Source organism: Shouchella patagoniensis (assembly GCF_002019705.1).
In the GTDB taxonomy this organism is placed as follows: domain Bacteria; phylum Bacillota; class Bacilli; order Bacillales; family Bacillaceae_D; genus Shouchella; species Shouchella patagoniensis.
The window spans coordinates 3887902-3908068 of the sequence record NZ_KV917377.1 but is presented as its reverse complement, the minus strand read 5'-3'; the positions used below and the strand labels follow the sequence as shown (position 1 = coordinate 3908068).

The 20167-nt window shown below is 40.2% G+C and carries 17 protein-coding genes; 4 read left to right on the top strand and 13 right to left on the bottom strand.

Annotated elements, in window-relative coordinates; all coding sequences use genetic code 11:
- Window position 1: 1 nt before the first annotated feature.
- From BK584_RS20230 to BK584_RS20220, 3 genes are all read right to left on the bottom strand, one after another.
- Window positions 2-1591: an ATP-binding protein gene (locus tag BK584_RS20230; protein ID WP_078394259.1), complete on the bottom strand. Its 1590-nt coding sequence runs from the start codon at window positions 1589-1591 to the stop codon at window positions 2-4.
- A 261-nt stretch (window positions 1592-1852) separates the two neighbouring features.
- Window positions 1853-3850, bottom strand: coding sequence for an ABC transporter ATP-binding protein (locus BK584_RS20225; RefSeq protein ID WP_078394258.1), 1998 nt, complete (start codon window positions 3848-3850; stop codon window positions 1853-1855).
- Complete coding sequence (locus BK584_RS20220) at window positions 3847-5595, bottom strand: ABC transporter ATP-binding protein (RefSeq protein WP_078394257.1); 1749 nt, start codon at window positions 5593-5595, stop codon at window positions 3847-3849. Before BK584_RS20220 ends, BK584_RS20225 begins: the two co-directional genes overlap by 4 nt.
- Window positions 5596-6194: 599 nt before the next feature.
- Here BK584_RS20220 and BK584_RS20215 point away from each other — a divergent pair.
- The gene (locus tag BK584_RS20215; RefSeq protein WP_139365721.1) at window positions 6195-7286 is read left to right on the top strand and encodes an AimR family lysis-lysogeny pheromone receptor; all 1092 of its coding nucleotides are present in this window, start codon (window positions 6195-6197) and stop codon (window positions 7284-7286) included.
- Window positions 7287-7470: 184 nt separating this feature from the next.
- Here BK584_RS20215 and BK584_RS20210 read toward each other — a convergent pair whose 3' ends face one another.
- Both BK584_RS20210 and BK584_RS20205 read right to left on the bottom strand, forming a co-directional pair.
- On the bottom strand, window positions 7471-8025 hold the full coding sequence (locus BK584_RS20210) for an isoprenylcysteine carboxyl methyltransferase family protein (RefSeq protein WP_245808919.1): 555 nt from the start codon (window positions 8023-8025) through the stop codon (window positions 7471-7473).
- Window positions 8022-9122 (bottom strand): type III polyketide synthase, encoded by a 1101-nt coding sequence (locus BK584_RS20205; RefSeq protein WP_078394254.1) that lies wholly within the window; start codon window positions 9120-9122, stop codon window positions 8022-8024. Before BK584_RS20205 ends, BK584_RS20210 begins: the two co-directional genes overlap by 4 nt.
- A gap of 193 nt (window positions 9123-9315) precedes the next feature.
- On the opposite strand from BK584_RS20205, the gene BK584_RS20200 reads away from it, so the two are divergent.
- Window positions 9316-10071: a MerR family transcriptional regulator gene (locus tag BK584_RS20200; protein WP_078394253.1), complete on the top strand. Its 756-nt coding sequence runs from the start codon at window positions 9316-9318 to the stop codon at window positions 10069-10071.
- Window positions 10072-10246: 175 nt separating this feature from the next.
- Here the strand turns inward: BK584_RS20200 and BK584_RS20195 are convergent, their stop codons facing one another.
- The 3 genes from BK584_RS20195 to BK584_RS20185 all read right to left on the bottom strand — a co-directional run bounded on the left by BK584_RS20195 (window position 10247) and on the right by BK584_RS20185 (window position 14603).
- Window positions 10247-11503 carry a metal-dependent hydrolase family protein gene (locus BK584_RS20195; protein ID WP_078394252.1) on the bottom strand — a complete coding sequence of 419 codons (1257 nt, stop codon included), beginning with the start codon at window positions 11501-11503 and terminating at the stop codon, window positions 10247-10249.
- A gap of 23 nt (window positions 11504-11526) precedes the next feature.
- Complete coding sequence (locus tag BK584_RS20190) at window positions 11527-12693, bottom strand: hypothetical protein (RefSeq protein WP_078394251.1); 1167 nt, start codon at window positions 12691-12693, stop codon at window positions 11527-11529.
- Between the two features lie 131 nt (window positions 12694-12824).
- Window positions 12825-14603, bottom strand: a complete 1779-nt coding sequence (locus BK584_RS20185; RefSeq protein WP_078394250.1) for a helix-turn-helix domain-containing protein — start codon at window positions 14601-14603, stop codon at window positions 12825-12827.
- Between the two features lie 193 nt (window positions 14604-14796).
- On the opposite strand from BK584_RS20185, the gene BK584_RS20180 reads away from it, so the two are divergent.
- Window positions 14797-15390 (top strand): GNAT family N-acetyltransferase, encoded by a 594-nt coding sequence (locus BK584_RS20180; protein WP_078394249.1) that lies wholly within the window; start codon window positions 14797-14799, stop codon window positions 15388-15390.
- A gap of 48 nt (window positions 15391-15438) precedes the next feature.
- On the opposite strand, the gene chrA is transcribed toward BK584_RS20180, so the two are convergent.
- The 4 genes from chrA to BK584_RS20160 all read right to left on the bottom strand — a co-directional run bounded on the left by chrA (window position 15439) and on the right by BK584_RS20160 (window position 18093).
- Window positions 15439-15978: a chromate efflux transporter ChrA gene (gene chrA, locus BK584_RS20175; protein ID WP_078395763.1), complete on the bottom strand. Its 540-nt coding sequence runs from the start codon at window positions 15976-15978 to the stop codon at window positions 15439-15441.
- Window positions 15978-16550, bottom strand: coding sequence for a chromate efflux transporter ChrB (gene chrB, locus BK584_RS20170; RefSeq protein WP_078394248.1), 573 nt, complete (start codon window positions 16548-16550; stop codon window positions 15978-15980). The genes chrA and chrB overlap by 1 nt, the downstream gene beginning before the upstream one ends.
- Before the next feature lie 72 nt (window positions 16551-16622).
- Window positions 16623-17453 carry a 1,4-dihydroxy-6-naphtoate synthase gene (locus tag BK584_RS20165; RefSeq protein ID WP_078394247.1) on the bottom strand — a complete coding sequence of 277 codons (831 nt, stop codon included), beginning with the start codon at window positions 17451-17453 and terminating at the stop codon, window positions 16623-16625.
- Window positions 17422-18093, bottom strand: coding sequence for a futalosine hydrolase (locus BK584_RS20160; RefSeq protein WP_078394246.1), 672 nt, complete (start codon window positions 18091-18093; stop codon window positions 17422-17424). Before BK584_RS20160 ends, BK584_RS20165 begins: the two co-directional genes overlap by 32 nt.
- Window positions 18094-18237: 144 nt before the next feature.
- Between BK584_RS20160 and BK584_RS20155 the strand changes: the two genes are divergently transcribed.
- A complete protein-coding gene (locus tag BK584_RS20155; RefSeq protein WP_078394245.1) occupies window positions 18238-19698 on the top strand; it encodes an esterase/lipase family protein in 1461 nt (486 codons plus the stop codon).
- 236 nt (window positions 19699-19934) lie between these two features.
- On the opposite strand, the gene BK584_RS20150 is transcribed toward BK584_RS20155, so the two are convergent.
- Window positions 19935-20162 (bottom strand): GNAT family N-acetyltransferase, encoded by a 228-nt coding sequence (locus BK584_RS20150; RefSeq protein ID WP_367579301.1) that lies wholly within the window; start codon window positions 20160-20162, stop codon window positions 19935-19937.
- Window positions 20163-20167 lie beyond the last annotated feature (5 nt).

Sequence of the window (20167 nt, the reverse complement as noted above, 5' to 3'; positions counted from 1 at the left end):
TTCACACGACCTCCTGATTCTTTGGGATATACAAGCTAACAATCGTACCCTGAGGTATATTTCCTTCAATTTCGAGTGAACCATTTAATTCTTTTAAAGCTGCTATAGTGAGCGCAAGTCCAAATCCTCGTTTATCATCTGCTTTTGTTGAAAAGCCTTGTTCAAATATACGATCTGCAATACGCTCATCAATTCCATGTCCATTATCTGCAATTTCTATAATTAGCTCATTTCCCACATCAGTCATAAACAGAGAAACATATGGTTTTGAAACAGCTATTACCGCTTCAAATGCATTATCAATAATATTACCAATGATTGTGACAAGTGGTCCTGTCGCTGATTGAGACCAAATCGATGTGACACTGCTCTCAAGGTCTACATGAAAATCAATTTTTTTCTCTGATGCTTTTGACCGTTTCCCTACTAACACCGCTTGAATTGTCGGATCTTTGATTTGATCGAATAGCACTTTGCCATCTCGATTTTGCGACCCGGTCTCTTGATGAATAAACTCAATTGCTTTTTGTGTGTATCCTAACTGAAGCCAACCAGAAATAGCATACAATTTGTTCGTATACTCGTGTGTCTGAGCTCGTAAATCCTGCGAATACTGCTGCATTTCAGATAATGCATTAATAAGCTCATTTAATTCAGAGCGATTTTGGAAACTAGCCACCTTACCGCCATAGACACCACCTTCTTCAATGGTTTGGTAATGAATAATGAGTCGTTTATCTTGGAAAATAGCTTCATGTGGACCTGTGCGTTCTTGATCTTTTAACACATCAGCCATTTCTGACTTAGGTAAAGCCACTTCAACTGGTTTACCAATCACTTCATCATCTAGGAACAGCATTTCTTTCGCCGACTGGTTTACCAATGTCACCATCCCGTGTTGATCCGTTGCAATTAAGCCTTCCTTAACGGACTCCAAAACAGCCTGCCTCTCTTTGTAAAGTCTAGCAATTTGATATGGCTCTAATCCAAAAGTATCGTTACGGATGCTTCTAGCCAGAACTCTACTCCCGATCAATCCAAGTAGAAAAATCAATGAAAGCCAAATTAAAAACGCGAAAAAACCTTGTTGAAAAATTGAATTAATATAATCAATCATAAACCCAACAGAAACAACACCAACCACTTCATCTTCTTCATTAAAGACAGGTGTTTTCCCTCTAACCGACGTACCAAGCGATCCATCTGCTAACGAAATATAACTATTTCCATATAAAAGTGCTTCATCATTATCGCCCCCGACCATCGGACGACCAATTTCTAGTGGATCAGGATGGGTTAATCGCACACCTTCTGCATCACCAATTACAATGTATTCGGCCCCCGAACTTTCACGAATGCGTTCTGTAAGCAATCGTACTTCAGCTACATTCCCTCCTTGTGTTAATGCCTTTTTCACATCAGGTATTTCTGAGATAGCAAGGGCAGTCGTTAATGCTTGTTCCCCTATTAATTGCCGAGCTTGCTCTCGCTCTAAATACAAATAAACAGCTGTGACCAGAAGCATAATTAACGTAATTAAGCATGTTATGTAAATCATAAATTTCTTTTCTAAAGAACGCTTTTTCCCCATTTCCTTCACCTATCCTGAGATTTGATGCTACCTATATTGAATTGAAATTCCTTCACTAATTCGTACACAAAAACATCAACTAATTCCCTACGTTTATGTTTTTCGTTTCTTCATACTATATCATGTGAGCAATGGAAGATGAGAGAGCGCTTTATATTTATTAAAAGCGAAATTTTCTAATAAATGAACATCTACGAAATAAAGAAAAGACAGCCTATAAAGCTGTCTCTTTTCTCATTGAATAAGTGGACACTTACTTCTCTACCCCACTTGACCTTGCTGCGTATAATACATTTGTGCATACGTTCCGTCAGCGGCAAGCAATTCGTCATGATTGCCTTTTTCTAAAATCGAGCCACGGTCGAGCACAATGATTTGGTCTGCGTCTTTAATCGTTGATAAACGGTGGGCAATGATAAATGTTGTTCGATTTTGCTTTAACGTATTCATTCCTTGTTGGATTAAAAGTTCCGTCTCTGTATCAATGCTTGAAGTCGCTTCATCTAATACAAGAATAGCTGGGTTTGCAATTAGAGCTCGAGCGAAACTAATTAGTTGCCGCTGACCGCTTGAAAGCGTGCTCCCTCTCTCTGTCACTTCTTCATCTAGCCCATGCTTAAATTTCCGAAAGACTTCTTCACCACCAACAAGCCGGATCGCTTCTTCAACTTCTGCACGTGTCGCATCAGGTCGACCGTAAGCAATGTTCGAAGCAATTGTTCCTGAAAACAAATAGGGTTCTTGCAAAACAATGCCCATATGAGCACGCAATGCTTGAGGAGAAATCGTTTTCGTATCCGTACCATCAATGCAAATATCTCCTTTTTGGGGGTCATAGAAACGGAATAAAAGATTCATAATTGAACTTTTTCCTGATCCAGTATGACCAACTAAGGCAATGGTATCTCCAGGCTTTGCGTGGAATGATAAGTCATTCAGCACATTTTCGCCATCCTTATACGAAAAGCTCACTTGATTAAACTGCACTTCGCCTAAAGGACGAGGTGTTGTATCATCATCAACGTCACGACCCGTTTCATCCATTAACTCAAACACACGTGTTCCTGCTGCTCTTGCTTGTTCTAGATTTGCGAGCTGATTAATGATTTGATTAACAGGTTCAAACAATCTGTTAACATAATCAACAAATGCATAAAGGACGCCAAGCGTAATCAACCCTGCAGTTCCTCCACTAATCCACCAAATCAATGCCACAAAAATGGCATTCTTTAAAACGAACGTTAAATTATGAGATGTAAGTGAATTTAACCGTAGCAATCGAGCTTGGTACTGGTAATGTTCATCATTTAACTTCTCAAACGCCTCTTGGTTTGTTTCTTCTTGCCTAAATGCCTGAATGATGCTCATTCCTTGGACATTCTCATTCATGGAAGCATTAATTTCCGCATTTTTTGCCCTTATCATCCGGTTATAACCAGCAGCAAATTTGCGGTAGAGCTTAAACCAGATAAACAAAATTGGCAAGAGGACAAGCGTAATAGTAGCGAGCCTTACATCAAGCAAGAATAACGCGATATAAATACCAATAATGTAGATACCGCTTGAGAAAAAGCTTGCAAGCACCGTCATGTAGAGCTCACGGACCGCTTCAGTATCATTCGTAATTCGGGCAACAATCTTACCTGCTGGTTGATGATCAAAGAACCGAACTGGGACACGTGAAAGTTGATTAAATACATCGACACGCATTCGTTGAATAATACGATGTGCGGCTTTTTTCAAATAAAATCCTTGACCGTAGCGAAAGAAAGAAGCTACGATAACGATTCCTACATAAAGCAAAAGCCAATTTATAATTGGACGAATTTCTGGTGTATAAAAAGCAAGTACTTCATTGGTCGCAAGAGGCTCTGCTTCTGCTTGAAAAACGTCTTTATTTGTTTCAATCGAAAGCACCCCATTTTCATACGTACGTGTGCCTTCTAATGGCAGAGGTTCTTCAAGAAAATAAAACGACGTCCCAATTTGCATAATTTGTACTTGCTCACCCGTTACTGCTCCTTCTGGTAGATTGGCTTCACGCGTATACGATTGACCATTGTATTCTACTGAATCGTTATACACTTCCGTTTCATACCATGGCTGTTCAATTCCCGATATATGGCGATCAATTACCGTTTTAGCGATAAATGGGCCCGTTAGCTCTGCCGCTACGGCAACAGTTAACATGAGTAACGCAATCAAAATTGTTCCTTTACTTGTTAGAGCGTAACGTGCAAGGCGTTTTTCTGTGCTCATGACGTCACCCCTTTCCCTACAAGCGATTGATTTCTCACTTGTTGTGCATACCAACCGTTTCGTTCCATTAGTTCACTATGCGTTCCTCGTTCAACCACTTCTCCATCACCTAAAACAAGAATTTGATCAGCATGTTCTACAGCAGACATTCGATGGGTTGTAATAAACGTTGTTTTTCCTGCTCGTTCCTTCTGAATATTGCTAACAATCTTCGCTTCTGTCTTGGCATCAACTGCTGATAAAGAGTCATCCAAAATAAGTACTTCAGGCTCTAATACGAGCGCTCGCGCAATTGAAATTCGCTGCTTCTGTCCACCAGACAAAGAAACGCCGTTTTCGCCAACAAGTGTATCTAGCCCTTCTGGCAAGAAACTCAAGTCTTGTTCAAATGCTGAGGCTCTAATTGCCTGATTAAGCTGGTCTTCCGTTGCGTCCTTTGCCGCGAAGAGAATGTTTTCACGTACAGACTTTGAGAATAAAACATGGTCTTGAGGAACGTAACCAACTAATTCTCTCATCTCTACTTGTGTTAACTCATCAGCCGAAACACCATCATAGAATAGATCTTTCGTTCCGGCAGGGTAGTATTTTAATAGTTGCTTGACAAGCGTCGATTTTCCACTCCCTGTTTTACCGATAATACCCACCGTTTGACCTGCTTCGACCTCAAGAGATAGATCCTTAAGTTGGTCACCAGTCGCGCCTGGGTAAGCGAACGTTAACCCTGTCATACGAATAGGCAGTTGTGCAGCACCATTACCTGCTTTAGTAGGCACAGGGACTGCTTTTTCAACAGACAATGTCTCATGCACGCGGTCATATGAAGCCCCCCCACGCTGCATAATATTAACTAACTCCCCGATCGCAAACATCGGCCATATGAGCATTCCTAAATACAAGTTAAAGGTCACAATCTGACCAAGTGTCAATTGTTGATTAAAAACAAGATACGCGCCATAACCAAGTCCAATGACATAACTTAAGCCCACAACAATATTTACAACAGGATCAAAAAACGATTCCACTCGTGCAACTTGAATGTAGCGCTTATAAACGTCATAGCTTTTTTCTTCAAATAAAGCCTCATCACGACGCTCACTCCGAAACGCTCTAATCACTCGCATACCCGCAACCGATTCAAGAACCCGGTTGTTTAAATCACCAAAAGCTTCTTGAGCCTTCGAAAAACGGGTATGAATCATTTTTCCAAGAATCGTCACGACAAGGGCAATGATTGGAAGTGGCGCAACTGCGGCGAGTGTTAGTTTCCAATCGATTAACCATGTCATCGCGACTAAAATAATCGCCATAAATACAACAGAATCAATTAAAGTTAAAATTCCAAAACCAGCGGTCATAGAGATTGCTTTCATATCATTTGTTCCACGCGCAAGCAAATCTCCCGTTTTGCGCTTTTCAAAAAAAGGCGGGTCCATTTGAAACAAATGCTTCATAAACGTCGATCTCAATTTTCGTTCAAGTACAAAAGCCCCGCCAAACAACTGGCGCATCCAGATATAGCTAATAAAATAGCTTGCTAGGATGACCACAACCATCAGACCAATAAGCGACCCTGCTACTGATGTAGAGAGTGCACCTCGTTGAAACGCATCAACTGCTCTACCGATAATGAGAGCAGGCATTAAATCAATTACACTCACAAAAATTAATAAAGAAACCGCTATAAGATACCTTTTTTTCTGTTCTTTAAAAAACCAACTTAATTGTTTTAATACTCGAAACATCTGTGGTCACTTCTCTCTCTTGTTTAAGTCCGACACTAAGCTACCCACCTTCTAGCTCTCCTAAGTCAAGCATCAGTGGGATAAATACATTTGAATGGGTATTCACATCTTCTTCCTCCTTTATAGTTGTGCTTTTACTTTTGCACATAAAAAAGACGTCGCGGCAATGCCGCAACGTCTATATATACGTATGTGCAAAGGGCGTTTGAATTCACAAGCCCCATAGAGATTTTAAACAGCCAACAACCGGCCCACATTCAGACGAGACTTTTCATGTATACAGTTATGTTTTAGCCGTACAGCTGCCATCATGACGTGTTTCATTTGTCTCATCTCCTTCTCTGAAAGTAAAAAGCTGTATTCATTTTACCTGAATTTTCTTTATAAAAGCAAGGAGTTTTTTGTTTCCTTTAAAAAATGCTTATTCTTCTTATCTAAACAACTAAAAGAAACTTAAAAAAGAGACGGATCATGACAAGATTTCACTCATTTAAACAATTTGCTTATTGGGAAAATAGAATTTTCCGAAATATTTGTTGATTATTGTAACTTTGTCCATTACGATAAGAATAGAAAGCAAATAAATGGAAAAGGAGGGATTGAAAATTCAACTTGGAGTAGAGGCATCAACCGCAATTTTGAACCGTGTCCTAAAGAAAGAAGAAATCACAGACGAGTTTATGATTAAACTTGCCCGTAATCATCCTGATCTTTCATTTGAACAAGTACTTACAGCTATTAAAAAAGCACTGCCTAACGACTATGTTCCATTCATGAATACGTATGCCGTTAACGTAAAAAAGCTCCGACATGTGCAGGATGCATTTGAGTATGCTCACCTTTTTAGTCAAACAGATACACTCAAAAAACTATTGCATACTCATAAGCGGGATGATCTTTTAGAAGAGTGGACAAAAGTTTATGAAGTCTTCCTCTCTTCATCGGGAACAAACTTACACCTAGAAAACTGCATTATTCATTTAAGAGGATTAAATAACATAGTTTACAACGAACAGCTTCGTATGAAAATTGATATTTCGCAGCTAAACTATTTTGACAGAATTGGTGGTATTAAAAATATTACCCCTCTAATTGATCAATTTAGAACTCAATTTTCGAAGATGGAAAGTGGTTTTTTCAAGAGTGCACTCGCTTCCCGAGTTACACTGTTAGGAGGGAATGCTAGCCTTTTTGGTGCCGGGGATTATGAGAGTGCAGAGAGTTATTACTTAGCAGCAAGTGTTATAGAATCAATACCAGATGCTCTTTTAGCTACAACATATCATGGGCTAGGTCATATTTATATTGTTCAAGACAAAAAAAGAAGTTTGGAAGCACATGAAAAAGCTATCTTTCATGCTCAAAAAGCCAATCACAATGATTATGTATATAAACTTAAGTCTAATTATTTTCCTTTTGCTAAAAACATGTTAGGTGAAACATTTGATTTAGAAGGTGTAGTGGATCATGAACAAGCACATCAGTATATTGTACGTGGTCAAAATCAAAAAGCATTGGATGTTATAAGGAGCATTGAAGCGTCTGGAAAATTATCTGCACATGCACAATTTTACAAGGCAAAAGCATTAAGTAACATTCCTTTGTTATTTGATACGATAAGACAATTTAATGCTCAAGGATATACAAATATGATCATGTTTGTTGAAAAAGAAATTAAAAAATTAATCTAAAGGGGACATTTATTATGAAAATTAAAAGGAAGTTAACAGTAATTGCTACAGCCATTATAATAGCTTTCAGTCTCCCATCTTTTGAAGATCTAACAGATAACGAAATCATTAAAAATAATAAACCGGAGCAAACATAATTTATAAAGGGAGGAAAGCAATAAGGATGCTCTCCTCCCTTTCGATTTCACACAAACCAAAATCGTTTCTTCCCTTTAAATCGTTCACTATAGTCTTTTGTCTCTCCATACAGTGCTTCTTCTTCCGTTCGAATTCGAACAACGAGCATCCATGCATTTAAGACGCTAAAAACAAGCGCTGTCCAATATGCTTGGAACAACAATGGAATAAACGCAATTTCTGTAATAACAACCATATAATTTGGGTGACGCACGAAACGATATGGACCTTTCTCCACAACTGGTGCTTCAGGGAGTACAATAATTTTTGTATTCCAATATCGACCAAGTGATAAGAGCACCCAAATGCGAACAATTTGAGCCATTAATACAAAGAGAAGTGGAATAAAGCTGTATACGGTAAATACCACACCTGTTAAAGTCACTTCTACAAATAGACTAATAAAAAACGCTACATGCATGGCTACCATCCATGGGTAATGACTCTTCCCCACCTCAACTCCACCGTTCCCCTTCATCCAACGTTCGTTTCTTTTTGCTACACCAACTTCAATTAACCGTTGTACGATAATTACGGCAACGATGCCGTATACCCAGTTCAATGCACACCACCGGCCCATTCAACTAAAAGCATTTCCGAACAAAAACCAGGTCCGAGAGCTGCCACTAACCCTTTGTCTCCATGTTCATGAGGATGTTCCATACATTTTTCTAAAACATATAACACGGTAGGTGAAGACATATTTCCATGTTCTTTTAACACTTGTCTTGATAAATCTGTTTTATCACTTGAAAGTCCTAGAGCTTTCTCATACGCCTCTAACACTTTCTTTCCACCAGGATGGGCAATAAATTCATCAATCTCTGAAAGTTCCATTCCCTCATCCGCCATAAATTTATCAACATTTGGCTTGAGCCAATTGGCAACAATTGTTGGAATGCTTCTTGAGAAAACGACATTTAGACCATTGTCTTTCACATCCCAACCCATGACATCCTCCGAATCATTCATTAGTGTAGATACAGTGGATCGAATCACAGGATGGTATGCATGAGCACTCGCCTCAATTAACGGGGAATTTGCTCCTGAAACAAGCGCACATGCTACCCCGTCAGCAAATAAAGAAGTTCCAATCAGATTACTTTTTGACTGATCTTGTTTTTGAAAAGTCAGACCACATAATTCTACACATACAACAAGTACTGATGATTTTGGATAAGCCAAACAGTAGTCGTGTGCACGACTCAAACCTGCCGCCCCTCCAGCACAACCAAGTCCCCATATAGGTACTCGCTTTGTTTCAGCTCGGAACGGAAGCTTATTCATAATACGCGCATCAAGAGATGGTGTCGCCATCCCTGTACTCGATACACATATAATGGCATCCACTTCTGATGGATCTATCGTCCTTGTTAAAAACGACGGGTTTGCTAAACATTTCTTGATTGCTTCAACAGAGTATGCGGTTGCGCTCTCAATATATTGATCATTGCGTTCTCCGAGCGAATGATCATTTTTAAACCATTCAAGAGGAACAGCAAAATTCCGCTTTTCAATGTCACCATTTGCAAATACTTTTAATAAGCGCTCAATGTCTTGATAACTATCAGAAAACAATTCTCGCGCAAACTCCATCGTTTGATCTTGCGGAAGCTCATTTGGTGGATCATATGAAGCGACGGATAAAATAGATGCCATAATTTTCACCTCGTATGTATTGAATACAGGGTAGTTTGTCCAATCACACAATTTTTATCATTAACTGGGTTGCATTTCCACTTACCCTGTTTTACAGGCTAAGAACTTACTTTAATTATTAGTTATAATTAAACTTACACCTTGACCTTTACGCCACGTTAACCCTTAATCTAGTTTTGAGGAGGAATCATTAATGGAATATACGGTAAAAAAATTAGCAGAGCTCGCTGGCGTTAGTAGTAGGACGTTGCGTTATTATGATGAAATTGGTTTATTAAAACCCGAACGAATCAATTCATCTGGCTACCGTATTTATGGGCAAACACAAGTCAAATTACTGCAACAAATTTTATTCTACCGCGAGCTTGAAGTTGATCTAGAGACCATTATGACGCTCATAACCGCTGATTCCTTCCATGCAGAAACGGAGCTTCAAAAGCACCGCGAGAACCTCATTAAAAAACGCGACTGGCTTGACCAGATCATTGAGACAGTTGAAAGGACGATCCAATCAGAGAAAGGGGTTTTAACCATGAGTGATGAAGAAAAGTTTAAAGCGTTTAAAGAGAAAGCGATTAGCGATAATGAAGATGCTTATGGAAAAGAGATTCGCGCTGCTTATGGTGACCAGGCGATTATTGCTTCACAAGCCAAATGGCGGAGTATGTCCCAAGCGGACTACGCAGCTATGCAAGCAAAAGAACAGGAGGTTTTCTCTTTGTTACAAGAAGCGGTTGGGACAAAAGATCCTCATTCTTGCGCTTCTGTCAAGCTTGCTAATGCACACAAGGAATGGCTAATGTATAGCTGGAGCCATTATTCAAAAGAAGCCCATTGTGGTCTTGCAGACATGTATATCGCAGACGATCGTTTTTCCAGCTATTACAATAACATCGTATCTGACGGAGCTGCTTTTTTACGTGATGCGATCCGAGCTACATTCAATTAAAAGAAAGCCCCAGAGATATATCGTCTCTGGGGCTTTCTTGTTAATTGGAAGATCTGTTTGTTCGGACAAACAGACCTGCATTTCCTATTGCGGGTTCGCTATATCTGAAATACCAATAATGAGCGTAAAAAATGGAAAGATGCCTTCCAGTTTAAATAAAAGGCATCTGTTCGTTTTATGAGTTGACTGCTATTTTTGCTTGATCTTTATATACGGTTCCATCCTTCATAACGTAAACGATGTTTTCACTATCTTCTAATACGTGAATGTTCTCAAGTGGATTGCTTTTAACCAAAATGAGGTCAGCTAATTTACCTTCTTCAATTGTACCAACCTTATCCTCCCAGCCCATACATTCTGCTGCTGTTTTTGTAGACGCTATGATTGCTTCCATTGGTGTCATTCCAATTTCACAGAGGAGGCCTAATTCTCGTAAGTTAATCCCATGTGGAAAAACGCCTGCATCGGTTCCCATTGCAATTTTCACACCAGCTTTATACGCTTTTTCAATACTTCGCTTATGAATATCAATCACTTCTTTTGATTTTTCAATTGCATAAGGCGCCATCGTATTTGATGTCTCACTCGCTTCAAGAACAGCAAGGGGCGCTAGTAATGTCGGAACAAGATAAGTTCCTTTCTCAAGCATGAGCTCAAGCGCTTCATCATCAATAAAAATACCGTGTTCGATTGAATGAATCCCTGCTCTAACCGCATTTTTAATTCCTTCTGCCCCTTGTGCATGGGCCATCACCTTAACACCTTTACGAAATGTCGCTTCTTCAACCATCACCTCAAGCTCTTCTTGAGAGAATTGTGTGAACTCTGGGTGATCTGTTGGACTCGACACTCCCCCTGTTGCATGAACTTTCACCACATCTGCTCCAGCCCGCAACATTTCTCGTACGGTTTTTCGAACTTCTTCCCGTCCATCACAGATTCCATCAGGCATCCCAGGATAAATGGGAGCGGTTGTATTGATTCCAGAAATATTCCAACTATCACCATGTCCACCTGTAATCGTGAGTGGATTAATACTAACTTGCATTCGCGGCCCTGTAATTAACCCATCTTCTACTGCTTTCTTAATACCAACATCTGCAAATCCGGCATCACGCACAGACGTAATACCTGTTTGAAGGGTTGTATGAAGTCTTTGTGCCGCTTCATAGAAGTGATAAGAGAACGGGGTCAACAACGATTCTTGCACATTTTTAATTTCTAATGCCATATGAACATGAGTATCTATCAATCCAGGCAAAAGGTATTGTCCCCCCCCATCTACTACACGTGCATTAGCAGGAACCGTAATCGTTTGCGCGGAACCTACCGCCTTAATGTGGTTTCCTTCAATGAGGACGATTGCTTCCTCAACAACCTCTTGTCCTGTGCCATCAATCATCGATACATTTGTTATTGCTGTTACTGCCATCGATTTCATCCCCTTTTCTTTTGTTAAAGTGTAGAAATTAATATGCTTGCCATTGCAACTGATCCAACCGTTACGGAAGTAAATCCACCAATAAGCATCGGTGCTAGAAGCTCGTCTTTTATCCTCTTTTGTTCCGCTTCTGTTTGTCCGACACTCCGACTAATTTCTTCAACAATCAAATAATCTCCTGGGAATCCATACAACGCCGTTAGTACAACGGGAATTGACTTGTTTAAATCCCATTTAAATACCTTCGCTCCAATGATCGCTCCGACCATTAAACCGGTGATACCAACTACCATAATCACCATAACTGGTAAAAGAGAAGCAACTATTTGACCCCAGGTCACACCAATTAAAGAATTTATTACAACAAAAATGAGTGCAATCATTGTAATACCTGAACTATTCGCTTTCTCCATTGATCGCTCTGGGTAGATGCGTAATGCTGCACCCGTCACTCCAATGGCAAGAGCCCACAAGCTCGCATTAATACCAGTTAATCCATCTAGAAAAACGGCAATGGCCCCACCAGCAAATAACAAGAATAACAAGATAAAGTTGCTTTCCATAAAAGCCTTAGGTAGTAAATGTCGTTTCTGATTCGATTCAATTTCAACCTCTTTCGTTGTTGCGTCAACTAAAGTCGCTGCTGTTTCACCTGCACAAATTTTCTTTGCATATCGAGAAAGAAAAATGGATGAAAGCGGCATGCCAAAGAAGTTTTGAATCGTGAACACTGTTACCGGAACAGCTACAATAGCTGTTAATCCGGCTTCTCGTAGTCCTTCAGCAGTAATAATATAAGCAATAATTCCACCTGTAATTGGGCCCGCTCCGGCGACCGCTGTTTCATAATCAAAAAACAAAGTGACAAGAACAATGACAGCTGTTACTGAAAAGGCAAGTCCTATCAATGTAATGATTACAGCTTGGTATTGTTGCATCATCGTCTTAAAAGGAATCATCGTTCCTAGATGGACGATTAAAACCGGGACCAACACGCCACCTACTGCTACAAAAGTGGAGGCAGCAATATAGGATTCTGGCAATATTCCAGTTTGCAACAAGATAAATACCGTTGCGACAACGACAAGCAATGTTGGAATTCTTGCACGCGATCCAATTGAAATGACTTCCCCAACAGCAATAATGGCAATAAAAATAAGAGCAAGAAAAATAGGTTCCAACTGGCTTCCCCCTTCGTCGACTAACTGTATTGTCCATTAACGGACTAATCTGAACAAATACTTAGATACGACTATAAATGAAATGATCAGACAATTCTATAGTTCTATTCGACAAGATTCTCGAGTTGTTTTTATCTGTTGTCGCTAATTGAGTACCTTTCTAAATAATCTGCTATTTTAATCGCCAATTCAATTTCAAAGGCATGTGATACAGATAATGAGGACACTTTAAGAAGCTGATAAATTTTTTTTAATCGATATTTTACGGTATTGACGTGAACGTAGAGAGCGTGTGCAGATTCATTTAAATGTTGTCCCTGTTCCATATATACCTTCATTGTCTTTACTAATTCACCGCGCCCCTGTTGGTCATGATTAATCAGTACACCAATCGTGTCAATTACATACTGACGCAAATCGGTCTCTTCCATTTTCAAAAACAATCGATAAGGACCTAACTCTTCGTAATCAATGATTCGTTCTTGAACGGACATTCGTTGCAAAAAGGTAATTGCTTGAACGGCTTCAGCATGAGACTCTTGGATCTCGGATAATTTGTTCATCTTACTACCAATCCCAACGCAACCGCTAAGATTCCATGTTGCATCTGCATAGTTCAGCAATTCATGTAAAAATGGTTTGACCTGTTCAATCGATAAATCAGTTGATAATGGGAACAGAAATGTTAAGTCAAAATGTCTCTCATACACAATGACTGTCTCAGAGAGTTTAGACATCTCATAGTAGACTTTTCTTAGCAACTGTTGCTTCATACGGTTTAAAGAGGGGACTGGAACAACGCAATGGTCCATTTGTACTTTTGCGACTACATAATTTTGATTCGTTCCCGCTGGTATATGCATCATTAATTCTTGATATGGCACTTCCTTATTAGAAGAATGAATCGCCATTTCTAGCAAGCTACCCGCGTATACAAAATCATCAACATCTTTTTTCTCTCGCTGGTTCAATTCCATTGCAAAAATAGGGAGCGCTTGTTCAATCGCAATTTGATCAAGGGGATCGAGCAGTGCGTCTTTTTCACCAGCAATGACTAACATGCCAATAGTGACAGACTCAATCTGAATTGGAAAACTGTAGAATTCAGCATGCACCTCTTTGCTATTCCACTTTTGCACACCAGACTTTCCTATAGAAAAAATAGAGTTCAATTTGTCTGATAAGTGATTCGTTAAGACCAAATGATGGCGATGATAAGTATAGCTCGATAACTCTTCTGAAAATTCATTAACAACAAGTACATCTTTTGAAATCAAACGAGCTAAAGCCGCTGTAATTTCGTCTAAACCACCGTTTGATAACGATACGCGTGACAGCGCCTTGTGAATCTCTTGCGTTCTCTTGTTTTGTGAATAGAGTCTTGCATTCTCAATGGCAATGGACGCCTGTCTGGCAAACATCTCTAGAAGTTCTAAATCTTCCTCTTCAAACTGACGATTCTGTTCAAATATATCTACGGTTAAAACGCCAATACATGTTCCAGCTGAAGCATGGAGCGGCACTGAAATCGCACTTTTGGGATAAATCCATTCAGCTAACGATTCTCCGTAATATTTAGCTGAGTGGCTACTTAAATTAGCCATACCTACCTTTGTATCTACAAGATTAGAATAAATACTCCCTTTTTTTAATTCAAACGTCTTGCCACTCATTCCTTCTCCTGGCTTTAGTCGCACTTTTCCTAACGCTTTCATATTAAAACCAATCGCGCTTTCCGCATACAAAGCGTCCTGTTGTTCATCATACAAAAACAAAACTCCTGAAGTAGAACCATCAATAACCTGAAGTGCTTCTTGAATCAACTGATGCAACACATCAGGCAATTCCCGTGCTGAGCTCAATACCCGGATCGACTGCATGAGGCTTAGCAATTGTTTCTCTTTTTTCATATCACACCTGCCTCATTTATCATTCATCTAAGCATATGATAGAAAAACCTTTTTTTCCAGCCCGTCATCACTTAACCATGCTTTTCTCTATTTTATCTTTAGAAAAATACTCATAATGTATGATCCGCTCATAAGCCATGCCTTCTTCCACATAAACTAAAGGATACTCGTTTTTAAAACTGGAGGCTTCGCTATGGATCAGTCCCTACCAGTACTGACGACTGAACGACTGTATATGAGACCACCTATTGCCGGTGACGGTCCACTTTTATTTAATTCTCTTAGAGTTTCGCAGAAAGAATTATCTCCTTGGATTTCTTGGGTATCGGCTTTTCAAAATGTCGATCAAGCTGAATCTGGTGTTCGTCAAGCTTATGCGGATTTTCTTGATTTAAAAGACTTACGTTTCCATTTGTTTGAAAAGCAATCGAAAGCTTTTATAGGTTCAGTAGGGTTGCACGGCATTAAATGGGAAGTGCCTCGAATGGAAGTTGGTTATTGGCTTGATACAAGATATGTAAATAAAGGTTATATGACCGAAGCAGTCCAATCAGTCGTTAATTATGCTTTTTCTACACTTCATGTACACAGGCTTGAAATTCGCTGCGATCCAGACAACTTAAAAAGTAGAGCAATCCCAGAAAAGTTAGGCTTTCAGCTTGAAGCTATATTAAAAGAGAATGAGCGACGAATTGGCTCACCTGGCTTTGCCGATACGTGCATCTACACACGATTTGAAACAGATCATACCCTTCCTTATCGGTCCACTTCAAACCTTAAACAATAAACGTTTATCTTCGCTACTAAAAAAAGACTGCCTGATGGCAGTCTTTCTCTAACTTATAAGCGGAATGACAATCCCCCCATATGCAAAAGCAAGCAAGATGACAAGTGCTGGATGAAGTTTTACTTTTACGAGTAAAACAAAAGCAATTGCTGCAATGAGAAGCGATTGTATCCAACCAATTGACGTAATCGCATCATCAAAAATGGTGACCGTTAAGATTAGCATTAACATACAAATAACCGGTTGAACCGCTAGTGAAATTCCTTTAACCACTTTCGACTGTCTATATTTTTGCAACACTTTCATCAATAGGATCATTGCTACTGCTGAAGGCACAACTGTTGCAGCCAATGCAATGAGTGCGCCTCCCCAACCTACTACACTAAAACCAACATATGCAGCGATTTTTGTCGCAATTGGTCCTGGTAGCGCGTTCCCAAGTGCTAATACATTATAAAACTCTTCACTTGAGATCCAATTAAAACGATTGACCACTTCCTCAAACATAAGCGGGATCGAGGCAGGTCCGCCACCATAACCAAGTAAATTCGCAAGAAAGAAAGCAAAAAACAAATAAAAGTAAACAATCATGCCGACTCACCTTCCTTCTTCCTACGCCACTTATCCACAATACGATAATGAAATAAACCATAAATGATAAACGCAATAATGACAAAACCAGGGTGTACATCTAACGTTTGTAGAAGAAGAAAAGCAATTGCAAAAGTAACCAATCCAAATACCCAACCAAAACCTTTAATCGCTTTTTTTCCAAAGTCATAAGCCATTTGCCCGAGCAAGACAGCGATAACTGGGGTGACAGCACCAATCATACCAGCAATAACAGCCGAGCCACTAATCGCGTCCACAACAGAAAATAATAAAACCATTGCCAAGCTCGTCGGCAAAATGTGCCAGAGTATGGCCCATGTCGCACCAAGCCACCCTTTCCTTTGATACCCTAAGTATCCCGCCATTTTTGTAGCAATTGGACCTGGCAATGTGTTTGCTATCGCTAATGTTTCCCCAAAATCATCTTCGTTCATCCATTTGTACGTATTTACTGCCTCATGTTTAAAAAGAGGCATAACCGATGGGCCACCACCAAAACCAAGCAGTCCAGTTCGAAGCATCGCTAAAGCTAACTGTCTATATTCCATATGTATCCTCCCCGCTCCGTCTTTCATTTCTATGATGCAAGAAAAGGCCTTACGAATCGAAGGCCACATTCATTAATTCCGGATTTTAGAAAGATCAAACTCTGGGACCAATCCCTGGCCCATCGCCCTTCCTAATAAATTCTCAATCGCTTGGTATCCATCTTCTCCCAGACTTGCAGAAAATTCATTTACATATAAATCAATGTGAGCATTTGCCACTGATTCAGACAACTCTTGGGCATGCTCCATCACGTATTCCTTCGTCTCTTCAGGGTGCGCCCATGCGTATTTCACTGACTCTGACGCCCATTTTGTGATTGTTGTTGCATCCAAGTCTCTCTTTGCAATGATGGCACCTAATGGAATGGGGAACCCAGTATCTTTTTCCCACCATTCACCTAAATCTTGTAACAAATGCAAGTCGTAGGTTTGATACGTAAATCGCGCTTCATGAATAACTAGACCTGCATCAACTTCTCCAGCTTGAACAGCAGGCATAATGTCTTCAAACGACATGACTTGAATGGTCACTTTATTTTGGGCGAGTTTTTGTTCTGTCCAAAGACGGAACAACAAATAAGCGGTTGAGCGATCACTCGGAACAGCAACTGTCTTCCCTTCAAGTGATTGAATCTCTTGTTTTTCTTTTGTAAGTACAAGAGGACCACAACCTCTACCAAGAGCTCCACCACTTGGAACTAAGCGATACTGGTCCAACACATAAGGTAAAGCGGCATAAGAAACTTTCATTACTTCAGGACCTGTTTGATCGACTGCCCAATAGTTTGTTTTATCAATATCTGCATACGTTACCTTAAGTGAGGGTGCGCCCTCAATTTTCCCATGAACCCATGCATAAAATACAAATGTGTCATTCGGACATGGTGAAAAGGCTATGTTCACTTTCTTCTACCTCCCTTAAACATTCAGCTACTTTTTTTAACCCTGCAAAGGCCGCGGGAAAGTCCCAGCTTGCTTTGTCACGAACACCGACCATATTTGAAATAGATCTAATCTCTGTAAAAGGAATGCCAAATTCTTCAGTCGCAGATGCAACACCATAACCTTCCATTGCTTCTGCAACTGCTCCATAGGTAGCCATTCGCCGTTTCATTGTTTCAGCCGTTCCGGTTGCTGTCAAGACAGTCAGTACCCTTCCAGCCCTCACTTCTGCTTTTGAAGCCAGTTTCCCAAGTAAGTGAGTATCAACAAATGGACTCATTGTCTGTGAACCAAAACCTAAATCATCAACTGGAATAAAACCTTCAGGAGATTCTGCACCAATTTCTGGGGCAATAATTGATTCTGCGACAACAATTGATCCAATCTGCGCTTCTCCTGAAAACCCCCCAGCAATCCCCATATTAATCACACCTCTATATGGTTTTTGGGCGAGTAGTTTGGCTGTTTTTGCAGCCGCTTTTGCCATGCCCACACCGCATATATGTACATCAACGTAAGGAGAATTTCCCAACCCGCTTAGCACAGCTGTTTTTTCCTGCTCTACGGATACAACTATTAATATCGGATGCTTATCCATCATGCGTGATCAAACCTTTCTAACGATTCTAACAAAAAATTATAGCACAGTTGCTCCGCTTTCGCTTTAAAAAATCTTGTTAGAAAATCGTACAAATCTACGTGATTCAAGGCATAGGCTTAATTAAATCGAAAAAGGGGTGAGCAAATGAAACTAATGAAATCTCTTACTGCTCTAGTGCTTGTCATCTCTCTAATGCTTCCTGTTCAATTCGCCGATGCAATATCAAAAGGGAAACCAGATCCTAATGCACCTTCAGGGACATGGTATGTCGGCGAAGACCCTGCACCAAAAACGGGGCAACCTATCTTATTTGTTCATGGTTTAACAGGTTCTGCCTCCACCTGGTTTGAACCAAATGATATGTTTCAACAAGCAAGAGATGCAGGTCATCCTACTGCTTTTATTAATCTTTACCCTGATAAGTCAAACTGGGATAACGGTGCTATGCTTGCCGAAAAACTTGCTGAGATGCATGCCCACTTTGGTGAAAAAATCATTGTTGTTGGTCATAGCAAAGGAGGGGTTGATACACAAACAGCACTTTACCATAACAATGCAGAACGTTACGTTTCAAAGGTCATTACACTTGGCACTCCTCACCATGGTAGTCAGTTAGCGAACTTAGCCTATAGTAATTGGGCTGGCTGGTTAGCGGCCATTATCGGCATGCGTTCAGAAGGGACAGATTCGCTTCAAACAGGAACAATGGCTCATTTCCGCTCGATTACTGACCCGCTTGTAACCCAACAAACTGTCCCAACCTCAACACTATCAGGGAAATCAATTGGGTCCTTTGGCTCCGCCCTTTGGTTTGGTGGCATTTATTTAAATGCTTACGGTGCAAATGATGGGTCAGTAACGGTAGATAGTTCAAGGCTTTCATATGCACCTGAATTTGCATCTTTATCTTTGGATCATTTTGCAATTAATCAAGGGCATCTCGTTTTTCCTCATTTACGCAATCAATTGGCTAATGCAAAAACGGACGTTGCAACAGAACGTTCAATAGCTGAAACTGGAACAATCGTTCGAGGAGGAGAGTTTTTAGGTGCTGGCGACCAACCCTTTTTCATTGAGGAAGGGGTAAATTCTATAGCCGTCTCTATCCTTGCAAGTGAAGAATTAACAAGTGCTGAACTCATTGCACCGAGTGGGCAATCACATGCTGTTAAAACCGTTCAAGCAGAACATGAAAACAGTTTGTTTAATGGAGCAGTTGCACATCATTTTGAAGTCAATTCGCCAGAATCGGGAGAATGGACCATTCAAATGAAACATAAAGACGGGGCTTCCTACTTAGCAGTAGCTGCTCTTGAAGGAGGGGTTACTTCTGCCATTCAAACGGTAGCAGGGACCATTGCATCCAATTTTGATGCAAAAGCAATTGATTTAAATAACACATCCTATACCGTTTATGTAAACGATCGTGAGGTTAGCTCTGATCAACCAGTTACGTCCGCAAAATTGTTTTCACTTCCAGCGGAGCCAAATACTTCCCAAACCATAACGGTTGATATTGAAGGAAAAACGATGGCAGGGGAAGCATTCGAGCGAACAATCATTACGCACCAGTACATTGATAAAAACGGCAATGTGTTTGAGTAATAACGGTAGCGGGCGCACCCATCATCTGATGTGCGCTTTTTCAAACCATACGCGAGAAATGCAGACGCACTGTGGCCGTATATGATGGCTCAATGACAGAATGGGCTAAGGATTCGTCATTACCACTCAATAAAAAATAAAACAAAAGCGGGCCAGATCAAATCTGGGCCCGCTTTTAACTGTACACCATATAAATATGATCAATTCCATCCTCAAGAAAAACATCTGACACTTCTTTAAAACCTAGATGACTCTTTATAAATTGTTCCACTTGGGATCAGACGGGCATAAGCGAGGAGCTCACCTGCGTCTTGCAAATACAAATGAAACGATTCTTGATCATAACCATCTAAATCTTGATACATACACGCTTGTTCAACAACAAAGACGTCTATACGCGCTTGAATAATTGCATAGAGCTCATCTGGAGACAACTGTTGAAACGCTTTTATTTTCCACTCCATTTTAT

Excerpts from the sequence above, each read along its gene's own strand:
- BK584_RS20230 (WP_078394259.1), bottom strand. The coding sequence starts at position 1,591 with ATGGGGAAAAAGCGTTCTTTAGAAAAGAAATTTATGATTTACATAACA.
- BK584_RS20225 (WP_078394258.1), bottom strand. The coding sequence starts at position 3,850 with ATGAGCACAGAAAAACGCCTTGCACGTTACGCTCTAACAAGTAAAGGA.
- BK584_RS20220 (WP_078394257.1), bottom strand. The coding sequence starts at position 5,595 with ATGTTTCGAGTATTAAAACAATTAAGTTGGTTTTTTAAAGAACAGAAA.
- BK584_RS20205 (WP_078394254.1), bottom strand. The coding sequence starts at position 9,122 with ATGGCATCTATTTTATCCGTCGCTTCATATGATCCACCAAATGAGCTT.
- BK584_RS20200 (WP_078394253.1), top strand. The coding sequence starts at position 9,316 with ATGGAATATACGGTAAAAAAATTAGCAGAGCTCGCTGGCGTTAGTAGT.
- BK584_RS20195 (WP_078394252.1), bottom strand. The coding sequence starts at position 11,503 with ATGGCAGTAACAGCAATAACAAATGTATCGATGATTGATGGCACAGGA.
- BK584_RS20185 (WP_078394250.1), bottom strand. The coding sequence starts at position 14,603 with ATGAAAAAAGAGAAACAATTGCTAAGCCTCATGCAGTCGATCCGGGTA.
- BK584_RS20180 (WP_078394249.1), top strand. The coding sequence starts at position 14,797 with ATGGATCAGTCCCTACCAGTACTGACGACTGAACGACTGTATATGAGA.
- chrB (WP_078394248.1), bottom strand. The coding sequence starts at position 16,550 with ATGGAATATAGACAGTTAGCTTTAGCGATGCTTCGAACTGGACTGCTT.
- BK584_RS20160 (WP_078394246.1), bottom strand. The coding sequence starts at position 18,093 with ATGATGGATAAGCATCCGATATTAATAGTTGTATCCGTAGAGCAGGAA.
- BK584_RS20155 (WP_078394245.1), top strand. The coding sequence starts at position 18,238 with ATGAAACTAATGAAATCTCTTACTGCTCTAGTGCTTGTCATCTCTCTA.
- BK584_RS20150 (WP_367579301.1), bottom strand. The coding sequence starts at position 20,162 with ATGGAGTGGAAAATAAAAGCGTTTCAACAGTTGTCTCCAGATGAGCTC.